At 66.7% G+C, this 26,107-nt stretch carries 20 protein-coding genes; 9 read left to right on the top strand and 11 right to left on the bottom strand.

Annotated features, from left to right (window positions below; translation table 11 throughout):
- Positions 1 to 74: 74 nt before the first annotated feature.
- The 3 genes from F8G81_RS01635 to dacB form a co-directional block, all read right to left on the bottom strand.
- Complete coding sequence (locus tag F8G81_RS01635; protein WP_267277309.1) at positions 75 to 1,205, bottom strand: zinc-dependent metalloprotease; 1,131 nt, start codon at positions 1,203 to 1,205, stop codon at positions 75 to 77.
- Positions 1,206 to 1,298: 93 nt separating this feature from the next.
- Positions 1,299 to 1,685, bottom strand: a complete 387-nt coding sequence (locus tag F8G81_RS01630) for an STAS/SEC14 domain-containing protein (RefSeq protein WP_267277308.1) — start codon at positions 1,683 to 1,685, stop codon at positions 1,299 to 1,301.
- Positions 1,686 to 1,796: 111 nt separating this feature from the next.
- A complete protein-coding gene (gene dacB / locus F8G81_RS01625) occupies positions 1,797 to 3,182 on the bottom strand; it encodes a D-alanyl-D-alanine carboxypeptidase/D-alanyl-D-alanine-endopeptidase (protein ID WP_267279365.1) in 1,386 nt (461 codons plus the stop codon).
- Between the two features lie 289 nt (positions 3,183 to 3,471).
- Between dacB and F8G81_RS01620 the strand changes: the two genes are divergently transcribed.
- Positions 3,472 to 3,960 carry an inorganic diphosphatase gene (locus F8G81_RS01620; protein WP_267277307.1) on the top strand — a complete coding sequence of 163 codons (489 nt, stop codon included), beginning with the start codon at positions 3,472 to 3,474 and terminating at the stop codon, positions 3,958 to 3,960.
- Between the two features lie 95 nt (positions 3,961 to 4,055).
- Here F8G81_RS01620 and F8G81_RS01615 read toward each other — a convergent pair whose 3' ends face one another.
- Positions 4,056 to 4,571, bottom strand: coding sequence for a hypothetical protein (locus F8G81_RS01615; protein ID WP_267277306.1), 516 nt, complete (start codon positions 4,569 to 4,571; stop codon positions 4,056 to 4,058).
- 135 nt (positions 4,572 to 4,706) lie between these two features.
- Between F8G81_RS01615 and F8G81_RS01610 the strand changes: the two genes are divergently transcribed.
- The 3 genes from F8G81_RS01610 (at position 4,707) to F8G81_RS01600 (ending at position 8,841) form a co-directional block, all read left to right on the top strand.
- Positions 4,707 to 6,737: a sensor histidine kinase gene (locus F8G81_RS01610; RefSeq protein WP_267277305.1), complete on the top strand. Its 2,031-nt coding sequence runs from the start codon at positions 4,707 to 4,709 to the stop codon at positions 6,735 to 6,737.
- Entirely contained in the window at positions 6,722 to 7,375 is a 654-nt protein-coding gene (locus F8G81_RS01605; protein WP_267277304.1) for a response regulator transcription factor, read from the top strand. The genes F8G81_RS01610 and F8G81_RS01605 overlap by 16 nt, the downstream gene beginning before the upstream one ends.
- Positions 7,376 to 7,515: 140 nt before the next feature.
- The gene (locus F8G81_RS01600; RefSeq protein WP_267277303.1) at positions 7,516 to 8,841 is read left to right on the top strand and encodes a carboxylesterase family protein; all 1,326 of its coding nucleotides are present in this window, start codon (positions 7,516 to 7,518) and stop codon (positions 8,839 to 8,841) included.
- Between the two features lie 21 nt (positions 8,842 to 8,862).
- On the opposite strand, the gene F8G81_RS01595 is transcribed toward F8G81_RS01600, so the two are convergent.
- Entirely contained in the window at positions 8,863 to 9,693 is an 831-nt protein-coding gene (locus F8G81_RS01595) for an alpha/beta fold hydrolase (RefSeq protein WP_267277302.1), read from the bottom strand.
- 229 nt (positions 9,694 to 9,922) lie between these two features.
- Between F8G81_RS01595 and F8G81_RS01590 the strand changes: the two genes are divergently transcribed.
- On the top strand, positions 9,923 to 10,675 hold the full coding sequence (locus F8G81_RS01590) for a DUF429 domain-containing protein (RefSeq protein ID WP_267277301.1): 753 nt from the start codon (positions 9,923 to 9,925) through the stop codon (positions 10,673 to 10,675).
- Positions 10,676 to 10,747: 72 nt separating this feature from the next.
- On the opposite strand, the gene F8G81_RS01585 is transcribed toward F8G81_RS01590, so the two are convergent.
- Positions 10,748 to 13,132, bottom strand: coding sequence for a phosphoketolase (locus tag F8G81_RS01585; RefSeq protein WP_267277300.1), 2,385 nt, complete (start codon positions 13,130 to 13,132; stop codon positions 10,748 to 10,750).
- 209 nt (positions 13,133 to 13,341) lie between these two features.
- Here F8G81_RS01585 and F8G81_RS01580 point away from each other — a divergent pair, with 209 nt between their 5' ends.
- Genes F8G81_RS01580 through F8G81_RS01570 form a run of 3 tightly spaced genes read left to right on the top strand, consistent with a single transcriptional unit; the run spans position 13,342 to position 15,360 of the window.
- Complete coding sequence (locus F8G81_RS01580; protein WP_267277299.1) at positions 13,342 to 14,004, top strand: hypothetical protein; 663 nt, start codon at positions 13,342 to 13,344, stop codon at positions 14,002 to 14,004.
- Positions 13,997 to 14,713, top strand: a complete 717-nt coding sequence (locus tag F8G81_RS01575) for a hypothetical protein (protein WP_267277298.1) — start codon at positions 13,997 to 13,999, stop codon at positions 14,711 to 14,713. The genes F8G81_RS01580 and F8G81_RS01575 overlap by 8 nt, the downstream gene beginning before the upstream one ends.
- Before the next feature lie 47 nt (positions 14,714 to 14,760).
- The gene (locus F8G81_RS01570) at positions 14,761 to 15,360 is read left to right on the top strand and encodes a hypothetical protein (RefSeq protein ID WP_267277297.1); all 600 of its coding nucleotides are present in this window, start codon (positions 14,761 to 14,763) and stop codon (positions 15,358 to 15,360) included.
- 21 nt (positions 15,361 to 15,381) lie between these two features.
- Here the strand turns inward: F8G81_RS01570 and F8G81_RS01565 are convergent, their stop codons facing one another.
- Together F8G81_RS01565 and F8G81_RS01560 are read right to left on the bottom strand one after the other, a co-directional pair.
- The gene (locus F8G81_RS01565) at positions 15,382 to 15,774 is read right to left on the bottom strand and encodes a DUF1761 domain-containing protein (protein ID WP_267277296.1); all 393 of its coding nucleotides are present in this window, start codon (positions 15,772 to 15,774) and stop codon (positions 15,382 to 15,384) included.
- Between the two features lie 138 nt (positions 15,775 to 15,912).
- Positions 15,913 to 16,743: a helix-turn-helix domain-containing protein gene (locus F8G81_RS01560; protein ID WP_267277295.1), complete on the bottom strand. Its 831-nt coding sequence runs from the start codon at positions 16,741 to 16,743 to the stop codon at positions 15,913 to 15,915.
- A gap of 243 nt (positions 16,744 to 16,986) precedes the next feature.
- On the opposite strand from F8G81_RS01560, the gene F8G81_RS01555 reads away from it, so the two are divergent.
- On the top strand, positions 16,987 to 20,499 hold the full coding sequence (locus F8G81_RS01555) for a discoidin domain-containing protein (protein ID WP_267277294.1): 3,513 nt from the start codon (positions 16,987 to 16,989) through the stop codon (positions 20,497 to 20,499).
- 92 nt (positions 20,500 to 20,591) lie between these two features.
- Here the strand turns inward: F8G81_RS01555 and F8G81_RS01550 are convergent, their stop codons facing one another.
- From F8G81_RS01550 to F8G81_RS01540, 3 genes are all read right to left on the bottom strand, one after another.
- Positions 20,592 to 22,592 (bottom strand): DUF2264 domain-containing protein, encoded by a 2,001-nt coding sequence (locus F8G81_RS01550; protein ID WP_267277293.1) that lies wholly within the window; start codon positions 22,590 to 22,592, stop codon positions 20,592 to 20,594.
- Between the two features lie 81 nt (positions 22,593 to 22,673).
- Positions 22,674 to 23,825 carry a substrate-binding domain-containing protein gene (locus F8G81_RS01545; RefSeq protein ID WP_267277292.1) on the bottom strand — a complete coding sequence of 384 codons (1,152 nt, stop codon included), beginning with the start codon at positions 23,823 to 23,825 and terminating at the stop codon, positions 22,674 to 22,676.
- Positions 23,822 to 25,981, bottom strand: a complete 2,160-nt coding sequence (locus tag F8G81_RS01540) for a heparinase II/III family protein (RefSeq protein ID WP_267277291.1) — start codon at positions 25,979 to 25,981, stop codon at positions 23,822 to 23,824. The genes F8G81_RS01545 and F8G81_RS01540 overlap by 4 nt, the downstream gene beginning before the upstream one ends.
- Positions 25,982 to 26,107 lie beyond the last annotated feature (126 nt).

The following is a 26,107-nucleotide window of genomic DNA, read 5'->3' as shown; positions in this document are numbered from 1 at the left end:
GCCTTGCCGACGACGGGAGCGAGCCGGCCAGGCCGGCGTCGTCCGCTGGTTGGGCCAACAGGAAGCTGGGGCAATTAGAGGCCCATCCGGTCAAGCCACAGCTTGGCGTCATGGATTTCGGGCTCGGTGGGGAGATGGTCAGCGGATTCCCAGACCCTGTTGAAGCCTTCCATCCCTGCTACGTCCACCACCGCGCGGACAAACTTGGCGCCGTCGGAATATTGACGCATCTTGGCGTCCAGGCCCAGCAGGTTGCGGATGAACTTCTCGATCACACCGCGGTCCTTGCCACGGTCATTGAAGCGCTGCCGGATGGTCTTCACGGACGGCACAATGCTGGCATCAACGGCGTCCATCACCACGTTGGCGTGGCCTTCCAGCAGGCTCATCACGGCCGTCAGGTGCGACAGCGATGCCTTTTCCTCCGGGTTCTGCAGCAGGTCCAGGATGGCACCGCGGCCCGGGGTGTTGCCGGCAGCCGTCCGGTCCTTCAGTGAACGTGCGGCGGCGGAGGCGCGCTCCATCAGGGAGTCCACGTTTCCGAGAAGGTGGCCGCTGAGGTTGTCGATTTCCTGCAGCATGTGGTGCCGGAGCCAGGGAGCGGCCGCAAACTGCACCCGGTGTGTCTGTTCATGAAGGCAGACCCAAAGCCGGAAGTCCTCCGGCGTGACGTTGAGCTCACGCTCCACGGAGACGATGTTGGGGGCCACCAGCAGCAGCCGGCCGCCGGCCGGAGCGTTGGACCCCTCCGCCAGCGCCGCGAAGGGATCGTACTGGCCCAGGACCTTGCTGGAGAGGAAGGCAAGGACTGCGCCCAGCTGGCTGCCGGTGATGGCACCGCTTACACTGGCTGCCGCCGGGCTGATGGAGCCGCGGCGGGTTTCCAGCATCTTTTCCATGGCCGGTTTGAGCATCACGGCGAAGCTCTGGGTGTTGGCCTTGGCCCAATTGGCGCGGTCCACTACCAGGACCGATGAATCGCGGAGGTCCCTGGCAGCTTCCAGGCCCGTGATCTCGTGGACGTGCGGAACGGAGGCGTCAGCGAGGTGCCGGAGGCTGTCCACGGCATCACCGATTTCCGCAGAGTTAAGCACCGGGCCGGCGGAAGCAAGCCGGGCAGCCGTGGACGCGGCGAGGTCCCAGTTGATCAGGGCCTGGGCCGGGGTGGATGACGCCGGTGACGAATCACGTGCAGTGGACTCCATACTTCCCATCAGATCACAGCCGGGGCCGGATCGGCCTTAAGTTCGCTGACGGGCGAGCGGGGGCAGAAGGGATTCCCGGGTCACATGCCTGGGTCAGGTACGTGGCGGAGATCCCTCGAGCAGCCAGGCCATGGCTTCGGGCCTGGACGTGAAAAAGCGGGTGGGACACGGCGGAACGTGCATGCTGAGAAAGAAGTTGGCCAGAACCCGGTCAACAGGACTTGACCCCAGGAGGGCAATGCGGTTGGCCGCACACGGGATGGAAAAAACGCCACGCGCCTGGCGGCTCACGGACTCGGTGGTGGCCATGTCCACCAGCATGGGGTACTCAGACCCGTTACCGGCCTGGTTGACTGCCGCCATGGCGGCCGCGGCGTCGGCGGCTTCGATTTTGGCGCTTTGCTTCCAGACCAGGTGGATAACGTCATCGGCTCCGAGGGCAACGGTGCCCTTGCCGCCTTCAACCACGATCGGTTCCACTGCTCCCCATTTCCTCTCGGCTGTGCACATCCTATCCCTTCGGCCGGCCGCGCCCCGGAGCGCCTGTCAGCGCCGCAGCCCGCGCCGCTGCTGCTTCGAAAAAACCGGGTACTAACGGCAGCCGCAGGCCGCGAGCGCTGTGGCGGCACGGTCCAGCGCTTCCTTGTTGCCGGCGGCACCTGGAGCCAGCCCGTTGCCAATAAAGGAGAAGACCAGCAACCGGCCGTCGGCGTCCACCACATAACCGCTGAGTGCGATCACCGAGTTCAGCGTTCCCGTTTTGGCCCGCACCAGCCCGGCTCCTCGCGCAGTGGAATCATCTCCATAGCGGGCATCAAGCGTTCCTGTTAGTCCGGCCACCGGGAAGCCGGCCAGTGCCGCGCGCAGCCTGGTGTCCGTGCCGGAGGTGATGGCGCGCACCACCTCGGCGAACTGGCGGGCGGAGACCTGGTTGCCCAGCGCCAGCCCGCATACGTCGGCCAGCTGCATGCTGTCCGTAGGGATACCCAATTCCCCGAGCTGGGCACGGACCGCGGCGGTGGCGGCGTCGTTGCTGCCGGGCTGCCCGGCTGCCACTGCGGACATCCTGCCCAATACTTCCGCGAGATAGTTGTCCGAGGTCTGCAGCATCAGGTCCACCTGCTGGCTCACCGTGGCGGACTGCTCTTCCGCCAGGATTGAAGCCTGGGGGGCCGCCGGGGATGTGACACGTTGGACGCCGTCAGCCACCGTTATCCCCGCAGTGGCACCTGCCGCTTCAAGCTGCGCCGCGAACGCCTCCGCTGTGGTGAGCGCGGAATCCTGGGGGCGTGGACCAGTGGTGACGCCGGCGCTGAAGCGGGCCGAATTCATGGCCAGCGGGTAAAGCGGAGCCAGCTCGCCGGCCTCAACATCGCCTTTTTCCCATGCGGGGTTCAGCGCCGGACCGTTGAAGAGGGAATCGTCCACCAGGACCGTCACCTCCCCCGTGGTTCCTTTCTCCTGAAGCGCCGCCACTGTTGATGCCGCCAGTGAGGCGAGCCCTGCATGGCCCATCACCTGGTCCGGGTCCGACTGGCCGGCGCCCAGGAGGACATCGCCGCCGCCCCTGAGCACCACCTGGTTTGCCGACGGACCTGCCACGACGGTGGTGCTGAACCGGTGCTCAGGCCCCAAAGCCCGCAGGGCAGCGACGGCGGTGAGCAGCTTCATGTTGGAGGCGGGGATCCGGTTGTCCGAACCGCCGCGGTCGAAAAGGATCTGCCCGGTCAGCGCATCCTGGACCAGGCCGGTGAAGGTGCCGCCGCCGTCGGCCTTCAACAGTGGCTCCAGCTGCGCGGCGACGGCCGACGGCACTGGCACGGGTGCGGATTCGTTCAGCGGCGACAGGCCCTGCCGGGCCGAAAGCGTTGCAGGAGCCTGCTGCCAGGCGGGAGCAGCGGGGCGCGCAGCGGGAGCCTCAGGTCCGATAAAGCCCGGGGCAACCACCAGCGCAGCGGGCACGGCCAGCGCCACCATCAGCGCCAGGAGCAGACCCACCGGCCAAGTGCGGCGTAGACGTGCGGCCACACCCGTGGCGATGCGCCTGGCTGTGGCCGGGACGCCGCCCGGGAAGGCCGCCCTGAGCCCTGCGGGACGCAATGTTTTTTTCATGCTGGTGCTGGTCCTCAAGTCCTGAAATTTCCCCGCCAGTTCCTGAAACCCGGGCCTCTCGCTATATCCTCAATAGTAGTCGGCGGCACCGACACTCCTTTTGGCTGCTCGTCACCTGTGCCGCGAACCCCCTGCAATTGCCGAGGAGCATTCCATGAAGCACGACGTCACCATCGAGATCCCCAAGGGATCCCGCGTCAAGTACGAAGTCGACCACGAGACCGGACGCGTCCGCCTGGACCGCGTCCTCTTCACCTCCATGCAGTACCCCACGCACTACGGTTTCTTTGAGAACACCCTGGGCGAAGACGGCGACCCGCTGGATGCACTGGTGCTCCTGCAGGACTTCGATCTGATCCCCGGCGTGATCGTCGAATCCCGCCCCATCGGCGTCTTCAACATGACCGACGACGGCGGCGGAGACGCCAAGGTCCTGTGCGTCCCGGTTGACGCCCGTTTCGACCACATCCAGGAAGTCAGCGACGTCAACGAGTTCCTGATCAAGGAAATCGAGCACTTCTTCACCCGTTACAAGGACCTGGAGCCGGGCAAGTGGGTCAAGGCCGAGGGCTGGGGCGACCGCGCCGCCGCCGAGGCCGAGCTGGAAGCCTCCATCAAGCGCTACGTGCCGGCAGCGCACTAGCGTCTGTTCAAAACGTACGACCGTTTTAGCGTCCGACGGCGGGTGGTGCAGTTCCTGAGGAACCGCGCCACCCGCCGTCGTTGTTTTAACCTGCTCTATGTCCGGAGCTCCCGACCATGTGGCGCCACGCGGTGCGCCCGGTGGAACATGCCCTGGATGCCCGCGGTCAGGTCGATGACGATCATGGTCAGGATGCTCAGCATGATGGCTGGAAGGGCGAATCGCGCGGACATTACGTGCTCCGGCTCCTCGAATACCTCGTAAGGAGCCTCGAAGCCGCCGTGCTGCATGACAGCGAACAGCTCGCCCGCATGCCCAAGGAGCGCTATTGCTTCCGCCGCGAGCAGTATCCAGGCCAGGACGCGAAGAGCGCGGTTCGGGGCCAAGCCCCTCAGTTGCCAGATCACCCAAAGGCCAATGATGAGGCATGGGATGTAGACCAGGTGGAACGCCATGTGGTCCGTCCTCAGCAGCGTCACCGGCAGGATGGCAAACGGCACAAGCACCACCAGGTTGGCCATGCCCAGCCAGAATCCGAAGCGGTCCGCCATCCGCCTGGGCCCTGTTTCCGCCTCCGTTGTCCGTTCACTGACAGCCTTGCTATCCGCCATCGGGATCATCTCCTTGTATCCGCTGGCACCAAGCCAGATCTGGTTGATGATCCCGAAGCTACGCCGACCCGCCGGTCGAATCATCGGTGAAAGCACCTATTCCCTCCGGGCCGGATCAGGGCCAGCATGGGTGGTATGGCTATCGGCGGATTGAGCATGCCCCCGACGCCGCTCCATCCCGAGAAATTCCTGTGGTCCGGCGCCGCCGGAGCGCTGCTCGCGGTGGGCGTGGTCAGTGCCGTTTTTCAATGGAATGCCGTCATCGACCCGCCGTTTTTCGCCTTTTCTCCTCCGGCGCACGTGTCGCTGATCTGTGCGGCCGCCGTCGTTTTTGCCTCGGCTATGGTGATCCGGCGCTTGGGAAATCGGCGCCTAACGTGGCTGACGTTCAGTGTAGGAGCCGCACTGTGCCTCTACCCGTTCTGGATGTTCCTGAGCAACGTCCTGGTGTGGGAGGGCGGAAATACCGCACTGTCCGGAACCATGCTGGTGGTGATGGCGTTGTCATGGCATGTCCCCTGCCTGCTGCTGCTCCAGTTGCTGCCTATCGTCGTAGCTGAGGACATCGCCGGACGGTCGCGTTGGCTGGTGCGATACCTGCTGGTGGCTTCCGTGATCTTTGCATCGTTGTCCATCGCCGTGGGCGGCCTGGCCCGGACCATGCCCCAGCTGGAACCTCTGCTCCCGCCCGGCTGGGCCCTCGGCTCGTTCCTGCAGTGGTTCTCGGAGGGGCCAAGCTCCTTCCTGTGGCTGGGCAGCTTCCTCGTTTCGCCTGTCACCGTATGGTTGCTGGTCCGGGCCACTGAGGGCGAGCGCCGCCAACGGCTGCTGCTGGCGGGCATCGCCTCCTTGGTCCCGGTCTTTATCATCGTCCTGTGCTCGGCAGGCGGGATGGCTGTTTCCCTCGGCGGACTGGGCGGTTCTATAGGATTCACCGTGCTGATCGTTGGGTTCGCTGTGAGTTGCGCACTGACGGCGTTCCTGGTGGCCGGTGCCGTGGCGGCCGAAACCGGGCGCGGGATCCCCCGTCGGCTGATCACGCTGGTCCTCAGCGGGACGCTCATCCTGACCGTAGCGCTTGCCGCGGCCAGCGCCGGGATCGCCACAGCCGGGTCCGTGTGGCAATCGTCCATGGTGACAATCGCCGTCGCCGTTGTCCTGATTCCGTTCTCGTTGAAGTTGGCCACGTGGTGCAGCAGGGTGCTCGATCCCCGCGAGAACCTCTTGGCGGAGCTGCGCCGGCGGGGCAAGGTGCCGTCCGGCACCGAAGGTCAGGCGATCGAAGCAGCACTCCGGGCAGCTATGAACGACGCCGGCATCACCGCCCGCCTCAAACTCCCTGATGAGGCGGGTTGGGTTGATTCCGGGGGGCTTGCGGTCTCCGCCCCCGGGGAGGAAAAGAACGCCCTTCTGCTGGGCAGTTCCACAGATCCGCACGCCTGCATCATGTTCACGTCCGCGCGGTCCCAATCGATAGGGGCTGCGATCCCCCAACTCGACCGCATCCTGGAGCCGGCTGTCCTGGAAGCGGCGGTGCGCTACCGGCAGGCCGCAGCCGAACGTGAATCTGCGCGGGCGGTTGGTGCGAGGGCCCAGGAGCGCGCCCGGATCGTCCAGGACATGCACGACGGCGTGCAGGGCCGTCTGCTGGGGCTCGCCCTGAACCTGCAGTCGGCATCGCGGAACGTGGACGACGCACACGCGCGCCTTGCCATGGACGAGATTGTTTCCGGGATGGGCGGAGTCCTCGAGGAACTGCGCCTGCTGGCACTGGGGAATCTTCCGGCGAAACTGGCTTCGGGTGGGCTGCATGCCGCGCTCAGTGACTTCGTCGCTCCGCTGCCCATCCCGGTGTATCTCGCCGTCCCGTCGCACCGGGTCAGCCCGCAACTCGAGGCCATGAGCTACTTCGTGGTGGCAGAAGCCGTCACCAATTCCGTGAAACATGCGCACGCGAGCTACGTGGACGTCAAACTGCTGGTGGCGGACCGCGTCCTCAGCATCACAGTGGCCGACGACGGTGTTGGCTCCGCGGATCTGCGCGCGGGCACCGGACTCCGCGGCCTCGCCGAGCGTGTCCGTTCAATGGGCGGGCACCTGCTCGTCAGCGACCGCTCGCCCAGCGGCACCCTTGTGGAGGTGTCGGTGCCGTGCGAATCGTCATAGCCGAGGACCTGGTTCTTCTCCGCGAAGGTATCGCCCGGCTCCTCGCGGATGCCGGCCACACCATAGTGGCCCAGGCGGGCGACGCACACGGCTTGATTGACGCCGTCGTCGAGCACCGCCCGGATCTGCTGATCGCCGATGTCCGGATGCCTCCGAGCCACACCGATGAAGGGGCCCGCGCCGCCCTGATGCTGCGTGAGCGCTACCCGTCGCTGCCGGTGATCATCCTGTCCCATGTGGTGGATCCGGCGGTAGCTGTGATGATGACCCGCCGGAATCTGTCCTCCTTCGGATACCTGCTCAAGGATCGGGTCCTGCACACCGAAGAGTTCCTGGCTACAGTCCAGCACGTTGCCGACGGCGGCACGGCCATTGACCTGCAGGCCATCAACGCGTTCCTGCAATCCAACGAGCACCGGCTGACTGCGCTGACGCCGCGCGAGCTCGAGGTCCTTCGGCACCTCGCGGCGGGGCGCAGCAACGCCGGAATCGCCCAGGTTTTGGTCACCTCGCGCCGGACGGTGGAAGCGCACCTCCGCTCTGTATTCGTCAAACTGGGCCTGGAAGAGGCGCCGGAGGACAACCTCCGCGTGCAGGCGGCACTCGCGTGGCTGCGTGAAGGAGCAATTGCCGGCTGACCGCCGTCGTCGTCGTTTATCCGGCCCTACCCTGGCGCGAACGTACAGTTGAGGCCCCTTAATCATGAGATTTGGGGGCCTCAACTGTACGTTCGCGCGTTTGTCAGCGGCGCATCAGCAAACTGTGGAATCGTTGCCCTGTGAATTCCGAGCCTTCTTTTGATCCTCCCTGCGGTCCGGTCACCGGATGGCGGGACGGCGACGTGGTGCGTGCAACGGGAATCCCGTACGCCACCGCGGGCCGCTTCGAGCCCCCGATGCCTGCGCCGGACCGGTCCGGGACATTTGTGGCCACCTCCCTTGCACCCGCCTGCCCGCAGGGCCCGGTGCCCTTCCTCGATGACATCCTGGGCACGCGGTACGGCGAACTTCCGGGCAGCGAAGACTGCCAGAACCTCTCCATCACCATGCCGTCCGACATTGCTCCCGGTGAACGGCTGCCGGTCATGGTCTGGATCCACGGAGGTTCCTACACCACCGGTTCAGGGGACCTTGCCATCTTCGACCCGGCCGTACTGGTGGCCGAGAACCGCGTCATAGTGGTTGCCGTGAGCTACCGGCTGGGATTGTTTGGCTTTCTGGCCACGCATTCCGGCAGGCCCGCCAACCTGGGACTGCTCGACCAGCTAGAGGCGTTTCGTTGGGTACAGCGCAATATCTCAGCGTTCGGCGGTGATCCTGGAAGGGTGACGGCGTTCGGGCAGTCTGCCGGCGGGGACGCGATTGCCCACCTGATGGCGTCTCCGGACGCGCCTTCCCTTTTCCAGCGCGCCATTATCCAAAGTGCACCCCTGGGCATCTCCCGCGGGCGGGAAAAGATGAACCATGCGATGGGCATCGCGGCCGAAGCCGTCACGGAGGAGACCCCCGCCATGGAAGTCGTGGCCGTTGAGGACCGCGTGTCGCAGGTGGCACGGAAGTTCGGCCTGATGGCGGCCATGCCGTTCGGAACCCAGTACGGGCACCCCCCGCTGCCGCCGGAAGCCGACATTGAGGCCGCGTGGGATGCCACAGCCCCGGACATCGAGGTGCTGATCGGGCATACGGCCGACGAAGCACGGCTTTTCCTTCCCCGCAATCCCCTGGTGCGCCGGCTCGGCAACGTCCCCGGCATCGGCGGCGCCGCCGTCGTAACCATTAATTGGGCCGTGACCGAAGCGGTGTACGGCCGGGCAGCGCGGAAGTTTGCCCGGCGCCACGTGCGCGCCGGGGGCAAGGCCCACAGTTATGTGATCTCCTGGGGCGCCCAGGGGAATTACTACCGCGCCGCCCACACCGTCGACCTGCCGCTGCTGTTCGGCAATCAGGGGACCTGGGCTGCAGCCGGCCTCCTCGACGGCGCCACCTGGGAGGAGGTCAACGCCGTCGGCCACGCTATGCGGAGTCTCTGGGCCACTTTTGCCCGTGGGGAAGACCTCGGCGAATCAGGCGGCATCCCGGGCGCCCTCCACTACCGGTCTGTGTAGATCGAATTTTTTAGGCAGGTGTCAGGTGCCGGCCGCCGCGTTTCGGATCGCCTCCACCAGAAGGTCCTGCCGCTGGAAGTAGGCGTTGTGGCCAGCGTCCTCCACAACGAGCAGGCGGCTGCCGGGAACCGTGGCCGCCACATGCTCCGCGCCGCGGCGGATACGCGGCCTTTCGGCGTCGCCAATGAAGACCAGCAGCGGGCTGGTGATCGCTTCCAGTCCGCGCTGGAATGCGTCAACGTCCTGGGAAGCCGCGCTGAGGAACTCGCCCTGGCTTGCCTCCAGGCTGCGCGGGTGGCGTGCCGCTTCAATCGCGGCGGCTGTGGACCGGACCCGGATGTAGCGGGCGTAGTCGAGCGGGTTGGCAGCGATCCACTCCTCCGTGAAGGAGTTCCCCACCCCCAGCCAGATCCGCTCGTCGGCGTCGAGTGAGCTGAACACCTCGAACTTTTCCGGCTGGCCGGGTTGCCCGGGCGGCGGCACCACCAGCGGCCAGCCCATCCCGCAGATGACGAGGGCCGCCGCTTCCCCGGGATGCCGGACCGCCCAGCGCAGGGTGGTCATGCCGCCCATGGACTGCCCCACGATGATCGGGTTCTCCAGGGCGAGTGAACTGATGAAATGCTCAAGTTCTGCCTCCCGGTCAACCAGCGGTCCCTGCGGCGGCGAGTTCGAAGACCAGCCGTGGTCGTAGGTGTCGTAGGCCAGTACCCGGAAGTCCCGCTCCAGTTCCGCGCTGATCGGTTCCCAGCACGCCGCCGCGGAGGCGTGGCCGTGCAGCAGGACCACCGGCTGGCCGTGGCCGGTGTCGGTGTAGTGGATGTCATTGCCGAGCACATCAAGCCATGGCATGCGTAGGGTTCCCTCCGGGCGTCGGACCGCCGATCGGCCCTCCGCCGACCAGCGTTTCAGAACTCCATTCGCGTGTCACTCAGCGTCCACCATCCCGTCTCCGAAATCAGGCCCGCACGCCAGCTGGCACCGGATCGGCCGGGCGTAGAGTCAACTACATGTCTCCTCTGGAAGCCTGCAGCAGCGGTGGCCCGCGCAACGGCCCTTCGCACCCAGGAGTGCGGGCGGCATGAGAACGCTGGGCGTCGACCTTGCCGCGGCGACCAGGAAGACGGCGGTGGCGGTCCTGGAATGGAACACCGGCTCTGCCCGTCTGGAGCACCTGGCCCTGGGTGTGGATGACCGGGAGATCGTGGACCTCTTCGGCAACAACGCCATGACCGGCATCGACTGCCCGGTTGGCTGGCCGGACGCTTTCCTGCCGTTCCTCGCAGGACACCTGAATTTCGACGCCGGTCCGGTCCTGGACCACGACGGCATCGAGGGACGCCGGCTGCTGGCATACCGGGACACGGACCGCTTTGTCACCGGACACACCGGGCTGATCCCGCTCAGCGTCTCGGCCGACCGGCTCGCCCATCCGGCCATGAGGTGTGCCGTGATCCAGGCCAGGATCGCCGCTGAGTACGGGCCGCAGGCGCGGGACGGATCCGGCCGCCTGGCGGAGGTCTACCCTGCTGCGTCCCTGAAGGTTTGGGGCCTTTTGGCCCGCGGCTACAAGGGCCGGGGCGCTCCCGAGGCAGAACGGCTCGGCGTGATCCTGGACCAACTGCAGGCTGCCGCGCCTTGGCTGGACCTGGCCGGACACGAAGGGCGGCTGGCCGGGTCCGACGACCTCTTTGACGCAGTGATCGCCTCTTTGACCGCCCGCGCCGTCGTCCTGAAGCAGACCCTCGGGCCGCCAGGGACCCATGCCGCGGCAGCGCTGTCAGAAGGCTGGATCCATTTGCCGTCCGGTCAGCCCGCCGACCTGTGTGACTAGCGAATTATTGTCCAGTTGCGGCGACCTGGAGCGTCCAAAGTCGCCATAAATGGACAATAACTCCGGGGAGGGTCAGGTGCCGGGCGACCAGTTGCGGATCTCCTCCGGGTCCTCGCCGTGGGTCCTTGTATGTTCAAAGGCCCGCATACGCCGGTCCTGGAGGTCCTGCCGCAGCAGTGAGTGTTTCTCGGCCAGCCCCGGGACACGGTCGAGCGCGTCGATGGCCAGCTGGAAACGGTCGATCCCGTTCAGCATGGCCATGTCGAACGGCGTGGTGGTGGTTCCCTCTTCCTTGTAACCCCGAACGTGCAGGCCCTCCTGGTTGGTGCGGCGGTAGGCCAGCCGGTGGATCAGCGCCGGGTAGCCGTGGTAGGCGAAGATGATCGGCTTGTCAGCGGTGAAAATTCCGTCGAAGTCGCGTGCCGGGAGGCCGTGCGGATGCTCACTGGAGTCCTGGAGCCGCATCAGGTCCACCACGTTGACCACCCGGACTTTCAGCCCCGGCACACCTTCCTTGAGGAGTTCTGCTGCGGCCACCGTCTCCACGGTGGGCACGTCGCCGGCGCAGGCGAGAACGACGTCGGGCTCCTCGCCGGGGATCTCGGACCCTGCGAACGTCCAGATCCCCAGCCCGCGGCGGCAGTGGTTGGCAGCATCGGCAGACCCCAGCCAGGTGGGAGACGGCTGCTTGCCGCTGACCACAATGTTCACGTAGTCCGTGGACGCCAGGCAGTGCTCCATAACGGACAGCAGGGTGTTCACGTCTGGCGGCAGGTACACCCGGATGACCTCGGCCTTTTTGTTCACCGCGTGGTCGATGAATCCCGGGTCCTGGTGCGAGAACCCGTTGTGGTCCTGCTGCCAGACATGCGAGGACAGCAGGTAGTTCAGCGATGCCACCGGCTGGCGCCACGGCAGCTTGCGGTGCACCTTGAGCCACTTGGCGTGCTGGTTGAACATGGAGTCCACGATATGGATGAACGCCTCGTAGCAGCTGAAGACGCCGTGCCGGCCGGTCAGGAGGTAGCCCTCCAGCCAGCCCTGGCACAGGTGCTCGCTCAGCACCTCCATCACCCGGCCGGAACGGGCGAGGTGCTCGTCGACGTCGTCAATCCGGTACTGCCACACCTTGTCCGTCACTTCGTAGACGTTCTGGAGCCGGTTGGACGCCGTCTCGTCCGGGCCGAAGAGCCGGAAGTTCTCCATATTCAGCGAGATGACGTCCCGCATCCAGGAGCCCAGCGTGATCATGGGGCTGACCCGTTCGGTCCCGGGCCGGGAAACCTCGACGGCGTGATCCCGGTAAGCGGGCAGCTTCAGTGCGCGCCGCAGCACGCCGCCGTTGGCATGCGGCGTGGCACTCATCCGGAAATCTCCGGTGGGCGCACCTTCCGCGATGTCGGGACGGAGGCGGCCGTCGCCGTCGAACAGTTCTTCCGGGCGGTAGGACTGCAGCCACTCCCCCAACTGGTCCAGGTGGGCCGGATTGGTGCGGACCTCGGACAGCGGAACCTGGTGGCTGCGCCACGTGCCCTCAACCTGCAGCCCGTCCACGATGCGCGGCCCAGTCCAGCCCTTCGGCGAGCGCAGGACGATCATGGGCCACCGCGGGGCGCCGTCCTCCACAGCATCCTGGTTGTCCGACGGGGCCCGGCGCGCGTCCTGGATGGCGCGGATGTCCGCCAGGCACTGGTCCAGCGCCGCGGCGAAGTCCCGGTGCGCCTTCTCGGTGGCATCCGGGTGGTCCACCGTGACGAAGTACGGCTCGTGGCCGTAGCCGCGCAGCAGCTGGTCCAGCTGTTCTTCGGGCATTCGGGCGAGGATGGTGGGGTTGGCGATCTTGTACCCGTTCAGGTGCAGGATGGGCAGCACCGCGCCATCCGCTGACGGGTCCAAAAAGTTGTGCGAATGCCAGCTCGCTGCCAGCGGACCGGTTTCAGCCTCGCCGTCGCCAATCACGACGGCGGTGATCAGCTGGGGGTTGTCGAACACCGAACCGTACGCATGGGCCAGCGCATAACCCAGCTCGCCGCCTTCGCTGATGGATCCCGGGCTTTCCGGCGCAGCGTGGCTGGGGATGCCGCCGGGGTAGGAGAACTGGCGGAAGAGTTCAGCCATGCCGGCCTCGTCATTACCCACGTGGCCATAGATCTCCGAATAGGTGCCTTCCAGCCACGCGTTTGCGACCACCGCAGGGCCGCCATGGCCCGGTCCGGCAACAAACAGCATCTCCTGGGAATCCCTGCGTATCACCCGGTTCAGGTGGGCGTACACGAAGTTCAGGCCCGGCGTAGTGCCCCAGTGGCCCAGCAGCCGGGATTTGGTGTCCTCCGCCGTGAGCGGTTTCCGCAGCAGGGGGTTGGAGCGGAGGTAGATCTGGCCCACCGAGAGGTAGTTGGCCGCCCGCCACCACCGGTCCACATGTTCCAGTTCGTCCTGTCCCAGGCTGCCCGCCATAACCATCCTTACGTCGCGCCTGCTGCCCCGGATGTATTGCCCAGGCAGCTGATCCTCCATCGCAACAGATGACGGCCGGGCTGGCAACCTTCGGCCGGGACCCCCGGCCGTTTTAGCGGCGGCCTCCGGTGGGCTGCACTCCCCATCGCTACATGGTTCGCGAACAGGTAAGTTCTTAGGGTTGATTCGACAGCAGGAAAGGGGACACCGTGGTGAAGGCCCAGGGGGTGGCAGGTCCGGCAGCCTACGCGGATCCTGCACTCGTTCACAGTGCGCGCAAACGAACAAAATACTTGAGGAACGGCCGGCCGGTGGTGGAAGCGACCGGCTGGCAGGTGTTCGGGGCCTGGGCCGTGGATTTCAGCCTCATCGCCGTCATCGCGGCGGTGGCGTCCGCGGCTGCCGCAACGTCCGTGACGGGAACAGCTGGCAAGACGGCGGCCGCAGCCATCGCCGTCTGGCTGGCGGCGCCGTGGCTGTACGGGTTCAGCTGCGCCCGCGGATTTTCCCTCGGGTCGCTGGCGACAACTACGGTCCTGGTCCGGGTGAATGCCGGTGAACGCCCGGGGTTCTGGCGGGCCGGATGGGTCATGTTTTCCAGGATGGTGCTGTTTCCCATTGTCATCCTGGTCATACTCCTTGCGGCGGCCGGCGGCTCTGGCCCCTCGGGCGACAGTCCCAAAGCCCGCCACCTGACGCTTGACCGGCGGTTTCCCGTACCGCCGCCACCCATCCACCCCGACGTCGCCCGGGCAGCAAACGCAGAAGCCGCGGCCAGGCACTCCCAGCTTCCAGGCCTTTATGAACCCGGCCCATACGAACAAGGCCTAAACCAACCCGGCCCCTACCAACAAGGAGGCCCGCGTGGCTGACACCGGCAGAACCTGGCTGGTCCGCCGGGCCGAGCGGCTCTACGGGGACAGGCTGGGCCGGTTGCGGCACAGCGAACTTTCCTGGCATATCGCCTGGAAGTGGCTGCCTGTCCTCGTGGCGGTCGGATTCATTTACGGCATCATCGCCGAGTTCACCGGTAACCCCTCATCGCAACGGTCCCCTGGCCTCTTCTCCGATGTCCCGCTTTTTGTGACTTCGAGCATCCTCACCGGGCTGGTCCTGTGGTCCCTGACCCTGTTCTGGAGCTTCCGACGCCTGCTGGTCTTCGACCGTGGCCTGGTGTACGGGTACGCCCAGAAGCAAACAGCGCGCGCCATCTTCTGGAACGACATCGACGCAACCTCGCTGCGGACTGTCCAGGCCCCGGCCGGCGTTGAGGCGGATGGCCTGCTCAAAACCCTGGATAAGAAAAGCAAGGTCACGTTGGGCGTCAGCGGACGGTTTGCCGTGGTGTTCCGCGGCAAACCCTCGGCAATTGGGGCAGTAGGAAGTACCGGCCAGGGGCCGGCGGCCGGGGCACCTCAGCCGGGATTCTTCACGTTCAGCATGTCCCGGATTCCGGACAGGCTGGTGGCGGAGATCCAGCAGGCCATGGTGGAATCGGGCCTGCAACCGGCCGGATCGACGGTGCCCAAGGCGTTGCCGCCCGTTCAGATCAGCTCGGCCGTCAGGCTCGACCAGGCCTGAATCCGGGCACTTCCGTGATGGGAATCACCGGGTAGGGTGTACCCAGAATGTTCACGCTGACCATCAATCAAACGGACAGCCGGCGCGATGGTGACCGGGTGCCGCAGTTGCTCAAGGACCTGCGGCACATTCCGGCGCGTCTCGACTTTGACCGGTCCGTGGAGGACGAGGTGCAGGGGATCGTGGACTGCCCGCACCAGGCTGTGGAGGCTGCACTGATCGCCCTGCGCTGCGGCACCTGGTACGTGGGAATCGGTGTGGGACCTGTCAATGAGCCGCTGCCCAACCTGATCAGGGACGCCTCCGGGCACAGCCTGGTCTACGCCCGCCGTGCCGTGGACCGCCTCCGAAACGGCAAGGACCGTATCCCGGTGGCTGTGGAAGGCCCGCTGTCCGATCTGGCCCGCGAGGCCGAGTCCGTGCTCCGGTTGTTGGGCCACATTGTCCGCGGCAGGTCCGGCGCTGAATGGCGCGTCCTGGACCTGATGACCCCCGGGGTCCGGGGCCAGCAGAAGGCCGTCGCCCAGGAATTGGGGATCACCACGCAGGCCGTCAGCAAGGCTGTGGCAAGGTCGCAGTGGAACGAGGAACATGCCGCCCGCCCGGCAGCTGCGAGGCTGCTCGCCCTGATCCTTGAGGTTCGCTGACTCCTGGAGGCAACCAGATTCCTACTGCAAAGCGCCGATAATCGCCCCCATCGCCGTGAACGCCACGATGTTGTAGCTCGCGTTAATGGCAAACAGCGTGAGGCTGCGGCGTTCAAACAGGTAGTTGATGCCCAGGGCGGCCGCCACCCAGCCCACGCCGGCCGCCAGTCCCGCCAGGGTTCCAAAACCTGCCCCGCCCTCGCCTATGAACGCAGCCAGCACCACCGCCATGACCAGGGCGAGCAGGAACGACCCCACAAAAACCCGGACGGTCCCCTGCTTGAGCTGCCCGTCCGTCACGCCGGACTCGCGCTGCCACACCCTGGCAAAAAGCACGGAGTACCAGAGCCCGCCCACCACAAAGGTGGCCAAAGCAGCCAGCAGTACCCCCAACCAGCTGATGTGCAGTTCCATGGCGTTCGCCCCTCCCGCAGACGCACTTGGGCGGCGTCCGTGGCTGGAGCCTACGCCGGCGCCGCTCCAGGGTCTTGTACAAAAGCCGCACCGCGCGGACCGCGGGCAGGCACCTGCCCAGTGTGCCGCCGTCGGGCTTCAGCCCACGCTCCGGAGCGGGATAAACGTGGCGTACTCGGGCCCGTGTTCCCGGACAAGGCGGAGGTATTCCGACGGCGTGAAGCCGCTGAAGCGCCGGAAGGCGCGGATCAGGTGGGGCTGGTCGTAGTAATCGGCCAGTGCCAACAGCTCCCGGCCGCTTGAGCCGTCCTCGGGCAACCGGGCCGCGGCATTGACGAAGCGGTAGAACCGGCACACGTCGGCGTAGCTTTTGGGCGTAATTCCGCAGTCGCGGAGCATGATCCGCTGCAGGGTGGACGGGCTGAGGCCAAGGCGCCGGGCCAGCTCTGCCACGGGGATGTCCTCCTCAGCCAGCAGTGCAACAGCCTCCAGGGTCCGGGGGTCCGCTCCGCCCCCGAACCGGGACGTCAGGAAAGTTTCCAGGGCAGCGAACGCAGGGGCCGGACCGGAGTCCATCAGGCCAGTGCGCAGGGAGGCGAAGCCAGGCAGGAAAACGTCCGTGTCCTGGACTTTTCCCTGCAGTTCCGACGGCGGCACGTCGGTGAGTGCCGCGATGCCGTAGGGCCGCAGTGCGGCGCCGATGTTGAAAAGCTGCGGCGGATTCTCGCTGATGAGGTAGCTGCGCTGGACGCCTGAGTAGAAGCCGACGGCGACTTCCATTGCCCCGCTGCCCGGTGCCGCGGCGAACGGATCGAGGAGGCGGTACGGCGAGGACAGGTTCAGGATCAGGTGGGCCAACGGACCCGGGAGGATCTTTTCGTATCTAGCCGGCGGAGCGCCGCGCACAAACCAGAAGTGACTGACGTAGGGCTGCAGCCGGGCGGGGGCGGGAAACTCCTCGTAGAGCACACGAGCAGTCTACGGGGCGGCAACCAGACGGGAAGCACCAGAACCAGCCAGCCTGAACACCTGTGACCGAGCACGAACGAGCCTGTTCATATCCCTTGTAGGGGTAAGACCCCGAACATAGTCTCGCTGGACCGGCTTTCCCCCGCCCTAATCCCCGGGCCCGAACAACCGCCGGACCAGCTCCGCACCCTGAGACCACGAGGTATAACAATGGCGTTTTATGCACGAAGAATCCGAAGGCCGGTGGCAGCGCTGGCAGCAGCAGCCACTGCCATGGCCGGGCTGGCACTGATGCCCACGGCACCCCCTGCAGCAGCGGACGGAGCCACCCCGGTGACCATCACCCCGAACCCTGCCAGCCGTGGCGAGGCCTTCAAAGGCTGGGGCACCAGCCTTGTCTGGTTTGCCAACGCGACGGCGGGCTACTCCCCCGAACTGCGTGAAGAGCTGTACCAGAAGGTCTTCGGCGAGGACGGACTCAACCTCAACATCGCCCGCTACAACGTGGGCGGCGGGAACGCCTCGGACGTTGCCGGCTACCTCAACGACGGCAGTGCTGTGGAGGGATGGTGGAACCCGGTCGCCGAACCAGCGGCAGGCACCGTCGCGTCAAACCTCTACAACCCCGACGGCTCTGTGGATCCGGCCCAGGCGAACAAACTGGCGTTCCTGAACCAGTGGAACCCGGACGATCCCGCGTCCTACAACCCTGACGCGGACCGGAACCAGCGCTGGTGGGTGGAACGCCTGGCCGCCGACCAGCAGATCAGCCACTGGGAGGCGTTCAGCAATTCCCCGCCCTGGTTCATGACCAAAAGCGGCTACGTGTCCGGACAGGTCAACTCCAACAAGGGTGAAAACCTGCTGCCCCAGGCGGAAGCCAAGTTCGCCGCCTACATGAAGCACGCCGTCGAGCTCCTCGAGGCCGGCAGCGGCATTACCGTGGACACCATCGACCCGTTCAACGAGCCCAACTCCGGCTACTGGGGCACGGCGATCGACCCGGCAACGGGGAAACCGCCCACCAGCTACACCCAGAAGCAGGAGGGCGCGCTGATCTATCCGGCCGCCCAGGACCGCGTCACCAAACTGCTCGCCGCCGAACTGGCCAAGGACAGCACCACCACGGACGCCGTCATCTCCGCGATGGACGAGACCGATCCCACCAAGTTCATGACCAACTGGAACGGCTACAGCCAGGCGGCCAAGGACGCCGCCGCCCAGCTCAATGTCCACACCTACGGCACCAATGACCGCCGCCGTGTCCGCGACCTGGCGAACTCCACGGACAAGCCACTCTGGATGAGCGAGGTGGGCGGCTTTTGGCCGGGCAACCCGGCCCTCGGCGACTCCACCAGCGGCTGGGACCGCTCCAACATCACCAACGGCCTGGGCATCGCCGGCCGCATGGTGAACGACCTCCGCGAACTCGAACCCGATGCCTGGGTGTTCTGGCAGCCTGTGGAGGACACGTACAAGCAGGAGAAGGCCGACAAGGGCTGGGGTTCCATCTACATTGACTTCGACTGCAACTACGAGGGCCGCGAAGGCTTCTCCAACCGCCGGCTCAACGACGGCGCGTCCCAGGACCAGGCCAAATGCAGGGTCCTGACCAACCAGAAGTACAACACCACCCGGAACTTCACGCACTACATCCGGCCCGGCGACTTCCTTATCCAGAACGACAACGCCAAGACAGCGAGCGCACTGGACGCCGACGGCAACGGCGCCACCCTGGTGCACTTCAACGACACCCCGACGGCGGAAAAGGTCACCATCGACCTCAGCCGCTTCGCCGCCATCGCTCCGGGCGCCACCGTCACACCCGTGGTCACCACCAAATCGCCGCTGGATGACATCGAACGGAACGCTCTCGTCAAGGGCGCCCCGGTCGCCGTCGACGCCTCGGCGAAGTCGGCCACCCTTGACGTTCCCGCCGCTTCCGTGGTGACATTCGTCGTCGACGGCGTCAGCGGGGTTGCGGAGGATGCCGCACCGGTTCAGGATGGCCACAGCTACCACCTCGCCGGCGATGCCAGCGGAAAGTACCTCACCGGACGGCAGGACGGATCAGCGTCCATCCAGGAACTGGGCACAACGGCCGCGGAGGTCACCCCGCAGCTGTGGACGTTCCACGCCGTGGACAGCGGCGACCAGTACGCCAACGACCGCCGCTGGGTGGTCACCACCAAGGACGGGCGCGTGCTGACCGGGAACGGCGGCGTGCTCAATGCGAGCCAGTCCGGAACTGCTTCCCTGGCAGCGATCGATCTGGAGCAGGCCAAGGCCACGCCCTCCGCACAGTGGATCGTCACGACTGAAAACGGCAAGCAGTGGTCCCTGATTAATGCCGCCGCGGCCATCGCCCTGCAGGTTGCCGGCAACCAGACCGCGGCCGGAACGGCTGTTGTGCTCGGCTCATCAGCCGGGACCACGGCCACCGCCACCGGCAGCACGCACCAGTCCTGGGGTTTCACTGACCTTGCGGACCTGCTGCTCCTCGGTGCCAAGCCCGTGGAACTGAGCACGCCCATCGGCGTCGTGCCGTCCCTTCCCGCCACCGTCACCCCGCTGTACCCAAAGGGCGAGGGCATGCCGGTGCCGGTCCAGTGGAACGCGGTGGATCCGGCTGTATGGAAGAAGCGCGGTACGGTGACGGTTACCGGTGCCGGGACCGACGTGTACGGCCAGGCCTTCAACGACGCCAAGGTGACAGTGACGGTCGGAAAGTACACGGCCACCGACCCCGTGTCCGTCACGGTGGGCACCGGCACAACACTCGCCGAGGTCCAAGCCTCGGCACCGGCCACCGTGCCAGGGCAGATCGGCACGGGAACCGCACGCAACAGCCTTCCTGTCACCTGGGACTGGAGCGTATTTGATGCAGCCGGCCTGCAGGCGCCCGGAACTGCCACTGTCAGGGGCAAGGCGGTCACCGGCGTCGACGGCGACAAGCCCCTCGACGCCCAGCTGACGGTCCTCGTGGTGGACCGTGTCCCCAGCAGCCACATCTGCCAGGACGATACCACCACCTCCGTAACGGCCAGCTACACCGAAGGCTCCTACCTTGCGAAAAATACCTGCGACGGCAACACCTCAACCCGCTGGTCCAACTGGGTCAGCGGAGGCCGCGGCGGCGACACCTTGAGCTACAGCTTCAGCCGCGACTATACGGTGGACTCCGTGACCGTGACGCTCGCCGAAAAGGCTGCGCAGAGCCTGACGGTCCAGTACCAGGATGCAACCGGCGCCTGGAAGGACACGACGGCGGGAACCGTCACCGGCCTGGGCACGGCCTCCCCGGCCAAGGTGTCCTTCAGTCCCGTCACCACGCGCGGCATCCGGGTTTCGTTTGTCACCACGGGCTCCTACACGAAGGTGGCTGAGGTGGCCATCGCAGGTACCCGCCTGGGTGAAGCCGGAACCGCCGGCCTCGGCCGGCTGCTGGTGGACCAGAAGTCCGTGGCCGGCTTTGCATCCGGCACTACCGGCTACAAGGTTCTGACGGCGTCCACGGCTGTACCAACGGTGGCGGCGTACCCGCTGGATACCAACGCGAAAGTGTCCATCGTCCAGGCAACGGCCGATAAGCCGGCGGCTGTGGCCACCGTGACGGCCCCCAACGGAACCACGAATGAGTACACCGTGGCCTTCGTGACCGGAAAGGAGGCCTGCACCAACGGCGGCTGGGCGACGAACATCGAGCCCGGCTTCGCCTCCGAAGGGGAATGTGTGAGCTTCTTCGCATCTAAATAGCGGGACGTGAGGTAGCCACACCTGGATTCGTTTCAGGCACAGGAACGGCCGTTGCAGCACCGGGCTAGCGGGTGCTGCAACGGCCGTTCCGTCTATCTGGACAAAAACTCCAGGGCGGAGGCGAGGTCAACGCCGGTGCCGTCCGCGAACTCGAACCGTCCGCCGTCCTGGCCTGCTCCATCGGCGACACGAGGTCCGCCGGCGGCACCAGGGCCGCCACCAGAGCCGCCAGCGGCGGCAAACCGGATGGCGGCAGCGGGCTCTGCTGTCCCCTCTGTTGTCCCCTCCCCCGCGAGGACGACGACGGCGGCATAGTCGCCGTCGTCCGCCGCGCCTTGGGTGCCGATCCAGGGAATCGTGAGCCGCTCACCCACCGGGTGCGGTGCATCCCGCTGCCAGGTTCCGGCGTCGTCCAGTGGTGAGCTCCAGCCGGCTAGCGGACGGATGTCACTCACCATCGGGGACGCGGCATCCAGGGGCCAGCCGCCGATCCGCAGGATCGCGGGCTTGCCCTGGGAGGTGCCGCGGACCCGGACCAGTCGCAGCTCCACCGCCCCGCGCGTCAGCGAAACCACGGTGACTTCCGGCCCTGGCGTCGCAGTGCCCTTGGCGCCGCTGCCATGGTCCGGACCGCCCTCGGGATCCGGCTCGATCCAGTTGACGGTGGCCCGGGAGACGCCTATTTGGACGCCGTCGAGGTCTGCCTGGCAAAGGAACTCAAAACCCGTGCGATGCGTCAGCCGGCCCCCGGCATCGACCATCACCACGGCGTTGTCCAGGGATTCGGGAGCAAGGTCCGGGAATGTGTGGGTGGAGTATCCCAGCCGGGCGTAGAGCGGGGAATCGGCAACCGCGGCGCCGGCGTTGGCGTGGTCGGTTCCGTGGTTCCGGATCCGGACGACGCCGTCGGATGCTGTGCCGTCCACCTGCCAGCCGGGAGCAGCGATCAGCCGCCGGGTGTCGCCAGCTTCCACCGGCAGGGGTTCCTCGACGGCGGTCCACACCCGGTGGTCCGCCGGCAGGGCAAGTCCCAAGAAGCCCTTGGCGGCCCAGTATGGCGACCCCGCACCGGAGTAGGACTGCTTCATGCCGGCGAACTCGCCGTGCCAGCCGATGGAAAGCAGCCCGTCATCGGTGATCGATCCATGCCGCGTGAAATAGTCCAGCATGCCGGATGCCGCCCGCCGGCCCACCCCCGGGGACAGCCGGGTGTGGCCGGAAAGTTCGCCCACCCAGAACGGTGCGGCAGCGGCGAAGCGGTAGATGAGGCTTCTTCCCTGGATCAGTGGGGCCCCGTTGCCCCCGACCAAGTGGACGGCATCATCGAGGAAATCGGCGAGCCGTTCGCCGTCGACGGCCTTGCGGGCCTTGACGCGCGGATCCTCAGGGGCCATCAGCGCCCAAAGGTGCGGGTAGACCTGGAATGCCCAGCCCACGTAGTGGTCGTAGGCGCGCTCGGGACCGTCGGCAAACCAGCCGTGGCCGCGGTAGAGCGAGTCGTGAATGGCCAAACCTGCGTCGATGTCCTCGTCGGAGGAGCGGCCGCCGACACTTGCCAGGAAGGTCTCCACCACGATCTGGAACCAGACCCAGTTGATGGGCGGGTACTCCCCGCCGATCACGGTTTCGAACCATGTAATGAGCTGCTCCTGGACCCGCTGCGGGAGTTTGTCCCAGAGCACGTCGCGGGTCAGCGCCAGCCCCACGGCGAGGGAAGCCGCCTCCACTTTGGCCTGGCCAAGCTCGCCGGGCGTCGGCCAGCGGTCCGGGTTCGTCGGATTGGTGCCTGCATCGAGGCCTTGGGCGTACCACTCCGCGATCCAGCCCGTGCCCTGCGGGTCGCCGGCGATCCGGAAGGATGCCAGCAGGAACGTCCTGGCGAAGGCTTCCAGCGAATCGCTGCGCGGTCCGTACGCGCTGCCGGCGCCAGGCAAGTGGATGTTGGCGTGGTCCGCAGTGCCGTAACGGTGGGCCGAGCGGAGCAGGTAGTCCGCGTAGGCGCACCAGTGGGCGCGGGTCAGGCCGGTGTACGGCGACAGCTTGGGGTCCAGGGCTGGAACGGTCAAGGCAGGGGGATTCACTGTGGATGGCATGGGTTCCTCAGGGGGTCAAGGGATTATTCGGCGAGCCAGACGATGGCACGCAGCAGGAGGGAGCCGTCGGTGGTCCCGCCGTCACGGGGATTCCTGGAGCACGCCGGATGCGGGCATCCGCGGCGCGCCGATGGATGATTCGCGGAGGATCAGCTCCGGGTTCAGCTCGATCCGGTGCACCGGCCGCATCCGGCCTTCGGCGAGGCGCGCCGACATGAGCTGGACGGCCACCTTCCCGACGTACTGCTTGGGCGGCCGGACGGCAGAGATGGCGGGCTCAGCAAGGTAGGCCACTTCGTCGTCGTAGCCCACGATCGCCATGTCCCCGGGCACCTGGAGTCCCTTGTCCACGCAGTGCTGGACAAACGCCACCGCCTGCGTATCCGAGTGGACCAGCATCGCCGTGGTCCCCGTCTTTTTGCAGAGTTCAAGGACGTGGTCGAAGTGCGCGGCCCGGTCGCCATTGTCCAGCTTCGCCGAATCCTCGTGGACAGAGCCCTCCACCGGGATCTTCAGTGCCGTGAGGGCCTGCCGCCACCCGCGCGCCACGTGGGGTGTGGTGGGGCTGGAGGAATCGGCGAGGCAGCCGATCCGCCGGTGGCCTTCCTGCCACAGATGCCTGACCGCCATGCCTGCACCGAACGCGTGGTCTGTGGCCACCCATTCGAGGCGGTGGGCAGGGTTTTCCACCGGCGAGCGCCGCTCGGCCAGCACCACCGGAATGGGCAGGGCGTTGAGCCAGCGGATCAGCTCCTGCCCGCGCTCGCCGGTCAGGTCCGGGGCGACGATCAGCCCGTCGATGTTCTGCGTATCCAGCAGGGCCTGGACCTGGCGCCGGTTGTCGGCGGCGTCGTAGGCAGAGCCGCGGACCAGGATCCGCACGTTCCGCTCCTCGGCCTCCGCCCGCGCTCCGCTGATGACCTGAGGCCAGTAGTAGTCCAGCGACGGAACCACCATGCCAATGGAGTAGCTGTGCGGCGCCGGCCGGCCCGCCGAGCCCGACCTGTCCAGCGGACTGGGCAGCGTGGCCCCTCCGTGGACGCGGGACACCAGGCCCTCGTCGGCCAGAAGGTTCACGTCCCGCCGGATGGTCAGTTCGCTGACCCCCAGCTTCACCGCTATGCCGCGCACCGTGATGGCGCCGTGGGCCCTCAGTTCCTCCATCAGCCGCTCACGGCGCTGGAGCGAGAACAGCGATTTCCCGGCGCCTTCGGTTGGTTGTTCGGGGCTCATGGTGTTGCCTCCACTGTGAGGGTAAAGGCGCCTCGGGCGCCTTTAATTTTGGGTACGGGGATCTCAGGCAGGAGTTGTTGGGGCAGGCGGAAGCGCAGCCGGGTCAGCCGCGCGCCCCACACCTCGGACAGCAGGGGGTCATCCAGGGGCCATTCATCCACCAGGACGACGGCGTCGGCGGGCTCCCAGCGCAGCACCGCTCCCCTTCCGTTCCCAGCAGACGGTATGTCCGAAGATGGCACGTTAGCGCACGGTATCCCGATGGGCAGGATGGTGGCGGAACCGTCCCTGCCGACGCTTACGGTGCCTGCCGCGAGGTAGGTGATGCCGACGTCGGACGCTGTTCCCTCCGGCGCATCCGGAAGGTCCCAGTGGTCGGTGACCACCACCTGCCGGGCCTCCCGGTCCAGCGACGATGTCCGGATCCACTGTTCCGCCCGCAGCCCGTAGGCTGCCCCGAGCGCCAGCCGGAGCGTCGGGTCATCGGGGGTTGGCGCCTGCAGCACGTCCGCCGCGAAGTCCTTTCCGGTGCCCTGTTCCAGGCCGAACGGCGCGGGAACGCTGTGCCAGGCGCTTTGCATGGCACGGATGTCATAGCGGTCCGGGCCGAAGGTCTTGGCGGTATAGGTGGGCTGGCCTGCGTCCACCAGCAGCGGAACGCCGTCGACGGCAACCACCACACTGCCGACGTCGCGGTGGTTGTGATGCTCCCCGTTGTGCCCGCCCTTCGCGGCGAGCAACAGGCCTTGGGCAGTCCCGGCGGCTTCCCGGGCCACCATGATCTGCACCGACGGGAGATAGGTGAACGGCACCAGCGGCGCGCGGCCACCCGATTCATCGGCGCCGCCCTTTTCTGTTCCGTGCTTTTCTGTCCTGTCCGCTTCCGTTCCGTGCAGGAGCGAATGCAACACCCGGCCCAGTCCCGCCGTCGCCTCCGGCTGCCCGGAAACGAACGAGGCTGCGTGCCGCGCCGTGTCACTGTCCTCCAGGCGCACCGCCCAGCGGTGCAGCATGTCCCATGGCAGGCCTCTGGCGGCCCGGGCCGGACCGTCGGCGACGTTGAGGAACCAGCTGCCGCCCAGATGCATGCGGTGCGGAAAGGAGACCAGCTGCCGGACCACAGGGAGGTCGACCCCGAGCTCCCCGCGGGTGGCTTCCTCCAGCAGCGCAAGGCCCTCCAGCGCCCTGCCGGCACCGTTCCACCAATAGGCAAAGCCCTCGTCGATGGCCCCGTCCGCAGGGATAGAGGCGAGGAACCGGTCCAGCCCTTCGATGCACCGGGCAACGGTGACTGCCTTGAGCTGGGGGCTGTCTACGAGGAAAAGGGCCGCCGCAATCAGGTTGGTGTGGATCCACGGATTCCAGTTGTGGACGTCCCCGTCCAGCCCGAGCCAGTGCCAGTCGAGACGCTCCAGGAAAGGGGTGATCACGCGTTCGGCTGTTTCCTGCCGGATCCTGCGGCGCAGGCCGGGCGCCCGGACGTCCAGGGAGTCACCGAGGACAAAGTCCGTCCAGGCCAGTTGTGCTGCCACCTCGCCGGCGCCAAGGTCCAGGTAGGGCCGGGACTTGTCCGGCACCACGTCGCCGTTGCGGCTGAACACGTCATCGTGCGCCGCCCAGCTCCAGGAGCTCTGTTCGCAGAGCAGGTAGGCGCCGTCGATCGCCTCGTCAAGCCAGTCATGGGAGCTGGCCCCGGCGGCGCAGGCGCGAGTGTCGCTGGCGGCGCGTCCCCTGTCCCGGCCGGGGCCCGTTCCGGCCTCGCGCCCGGCAGCCATTCCGCCGTCGCGCGTTCCGGCGTCGCGCCCTGACAGGACGGCCATCACTACCGCGCGCGTCAGGCGCTGCTGCCGTGCCCCCACCAGCCCTTCATAAGCAGTGCGGTTGCCGTCCCGAAAGTAGCGGGCATAGTGCGAGACCAGCGGCTGCGGCCAGGCTGTCCCGCACTCCGTCCGCGCCTCGGCCGCCAGACCGGCGTAGGCAGCCTCGCTGACACCGTGCCAGGTGGCGTCATCCACCGGACGGATGCGCAGCCCGGACAGGCCGCCGGTCAGCAGGTCCGCAAGGCTGGAAGGAGAAGTGTGCGTTCCCCAGGCCTGGACGAGAGGCCCTCCGGCCAGGGCCAGAGTCGGCGTGCCTGCGGTAGGCAGTGCATTCATGGAAAACTCTTCTCGCTTGTTCGAGTTCGATCGTTTTAGGTCGAAAGTGAACGATGTGATTGATCCGTCTTGTTTATGAGTATCTACTGATTGTTAGATGTGATGCAAGACATGAAACGCCCAAAG

Source organism: Arthrobacter sp. CDRTa11 (assembly GCF_026427775.1).
Lineage (GTDB): Bacteria > Actinomycetota > Actinomycetes > Actinomycetales > Micrococcaceae > Arthrobacter.
Note: the sequence above shows the minus strand (reverse complement) of the source record. Positions and strands in the feature narration are given on the sequence as shown.

What these genes read in the sequence shown, in the direction of transcription:
- F8G81_RS01585 (WP_267277300.1), bottom strand. Translation starts at nt 13,132, where the DNA reads ATGGCGGGCAGCCTGGGACAGGACGAACTGGAACATGTGGACCGGTGG.
- F8G81_RS01615 (WP_267277306.1), bottom strand. Translation starts at nt 4,571, where the DNA reads ATGGCGGATAGCAAGGCTGTCAGTGAACGGACAACGGAGGCGGAAACA.
- F8G81_RS01610 (WP_267277305.1), top strand. Translation starts at nt 4,707, where the DNA reads ATGGCTATCGGCGGATTGAGCATGCCCCCGACGCCGCTCCATCCCGAG.
- dacB (WP_267279365.1), bottom strand. Translation starts at nt 3,182, where the DNA reads ATGGTGGCGCTGGCCGTGCCCGCTGCGCTGGTGGTTGCCCCGGGCTTT.
- F8G81_RS01570 (WP_267277297.1), top strand. Translation starts at nt 14,761, where the DNA reads ATGTTCACGCTGACCATCAATCAAACGGACAGCCGGCGCGATGGTGAC.
- F8G81_RS01590 (WP_267277301.1), top strand. Translation starts at nt 9,923, where the DNA reads ATGAGAACGCTGGGCGTCGACCTTGCCGCGGCGACCAGGAAGACGGCG.
- F8G81_RS01550 (WP_267277293.1), bottom strand. Translation starts at nt 22,592, where the DNA reads ATGCCATCCACAGTGAATCCCCCTGCCTTGACCGTTCCAGCCCTGGAC.
- F8G81_RS01620 (WP_267277307.1), top strand. Translation starts at nt 3,472, where the DNA reads ATGAAGCACGACGTCACCATCGAGATCCCCAAGGGATCCCGCGTCAAG.
- F8G81_RS01635 (WP_267277309.1), bottom strand. Translation starts at nt 1,205, where the DNA reads ATGGAGTCCACTGCACGTGATTCGTCACCGGCGTCATCCACCCCGGCC.
- F8G81_RS01565 (WP_267277296.1), bottom strand. Translation starts at nt 15,774, where the DNA reads ATGGAACTGCACATCAGCTGGTTGGGGGTACTGCTGGCTGCTTTGGCC.
- F8G81_RS01595 (WP_267277302.1), bottom strand. Translation starts at nt 9,693, where the DNA reads ATGCCATGGCTTGATGTGCTCGGCAATGACATCCACTACACCGACACC.
- F8G81_RS01545 (WP_267277292.1), bottom strand. Translation starts at nt 23,825, where the DNA reads ATGAGCCCCGAACAACCAACCGAAGGCGCCGGGAAATCGCTGTTCTCG.
- F8G81_RS01540 (WP_267277291.1), bottom strand. Translation starts at nt 25,981, where the DNA reads ATGAATGCACTGCCTACCGCAGGCACGCCGACTCTGGCCCTGGCCGGA.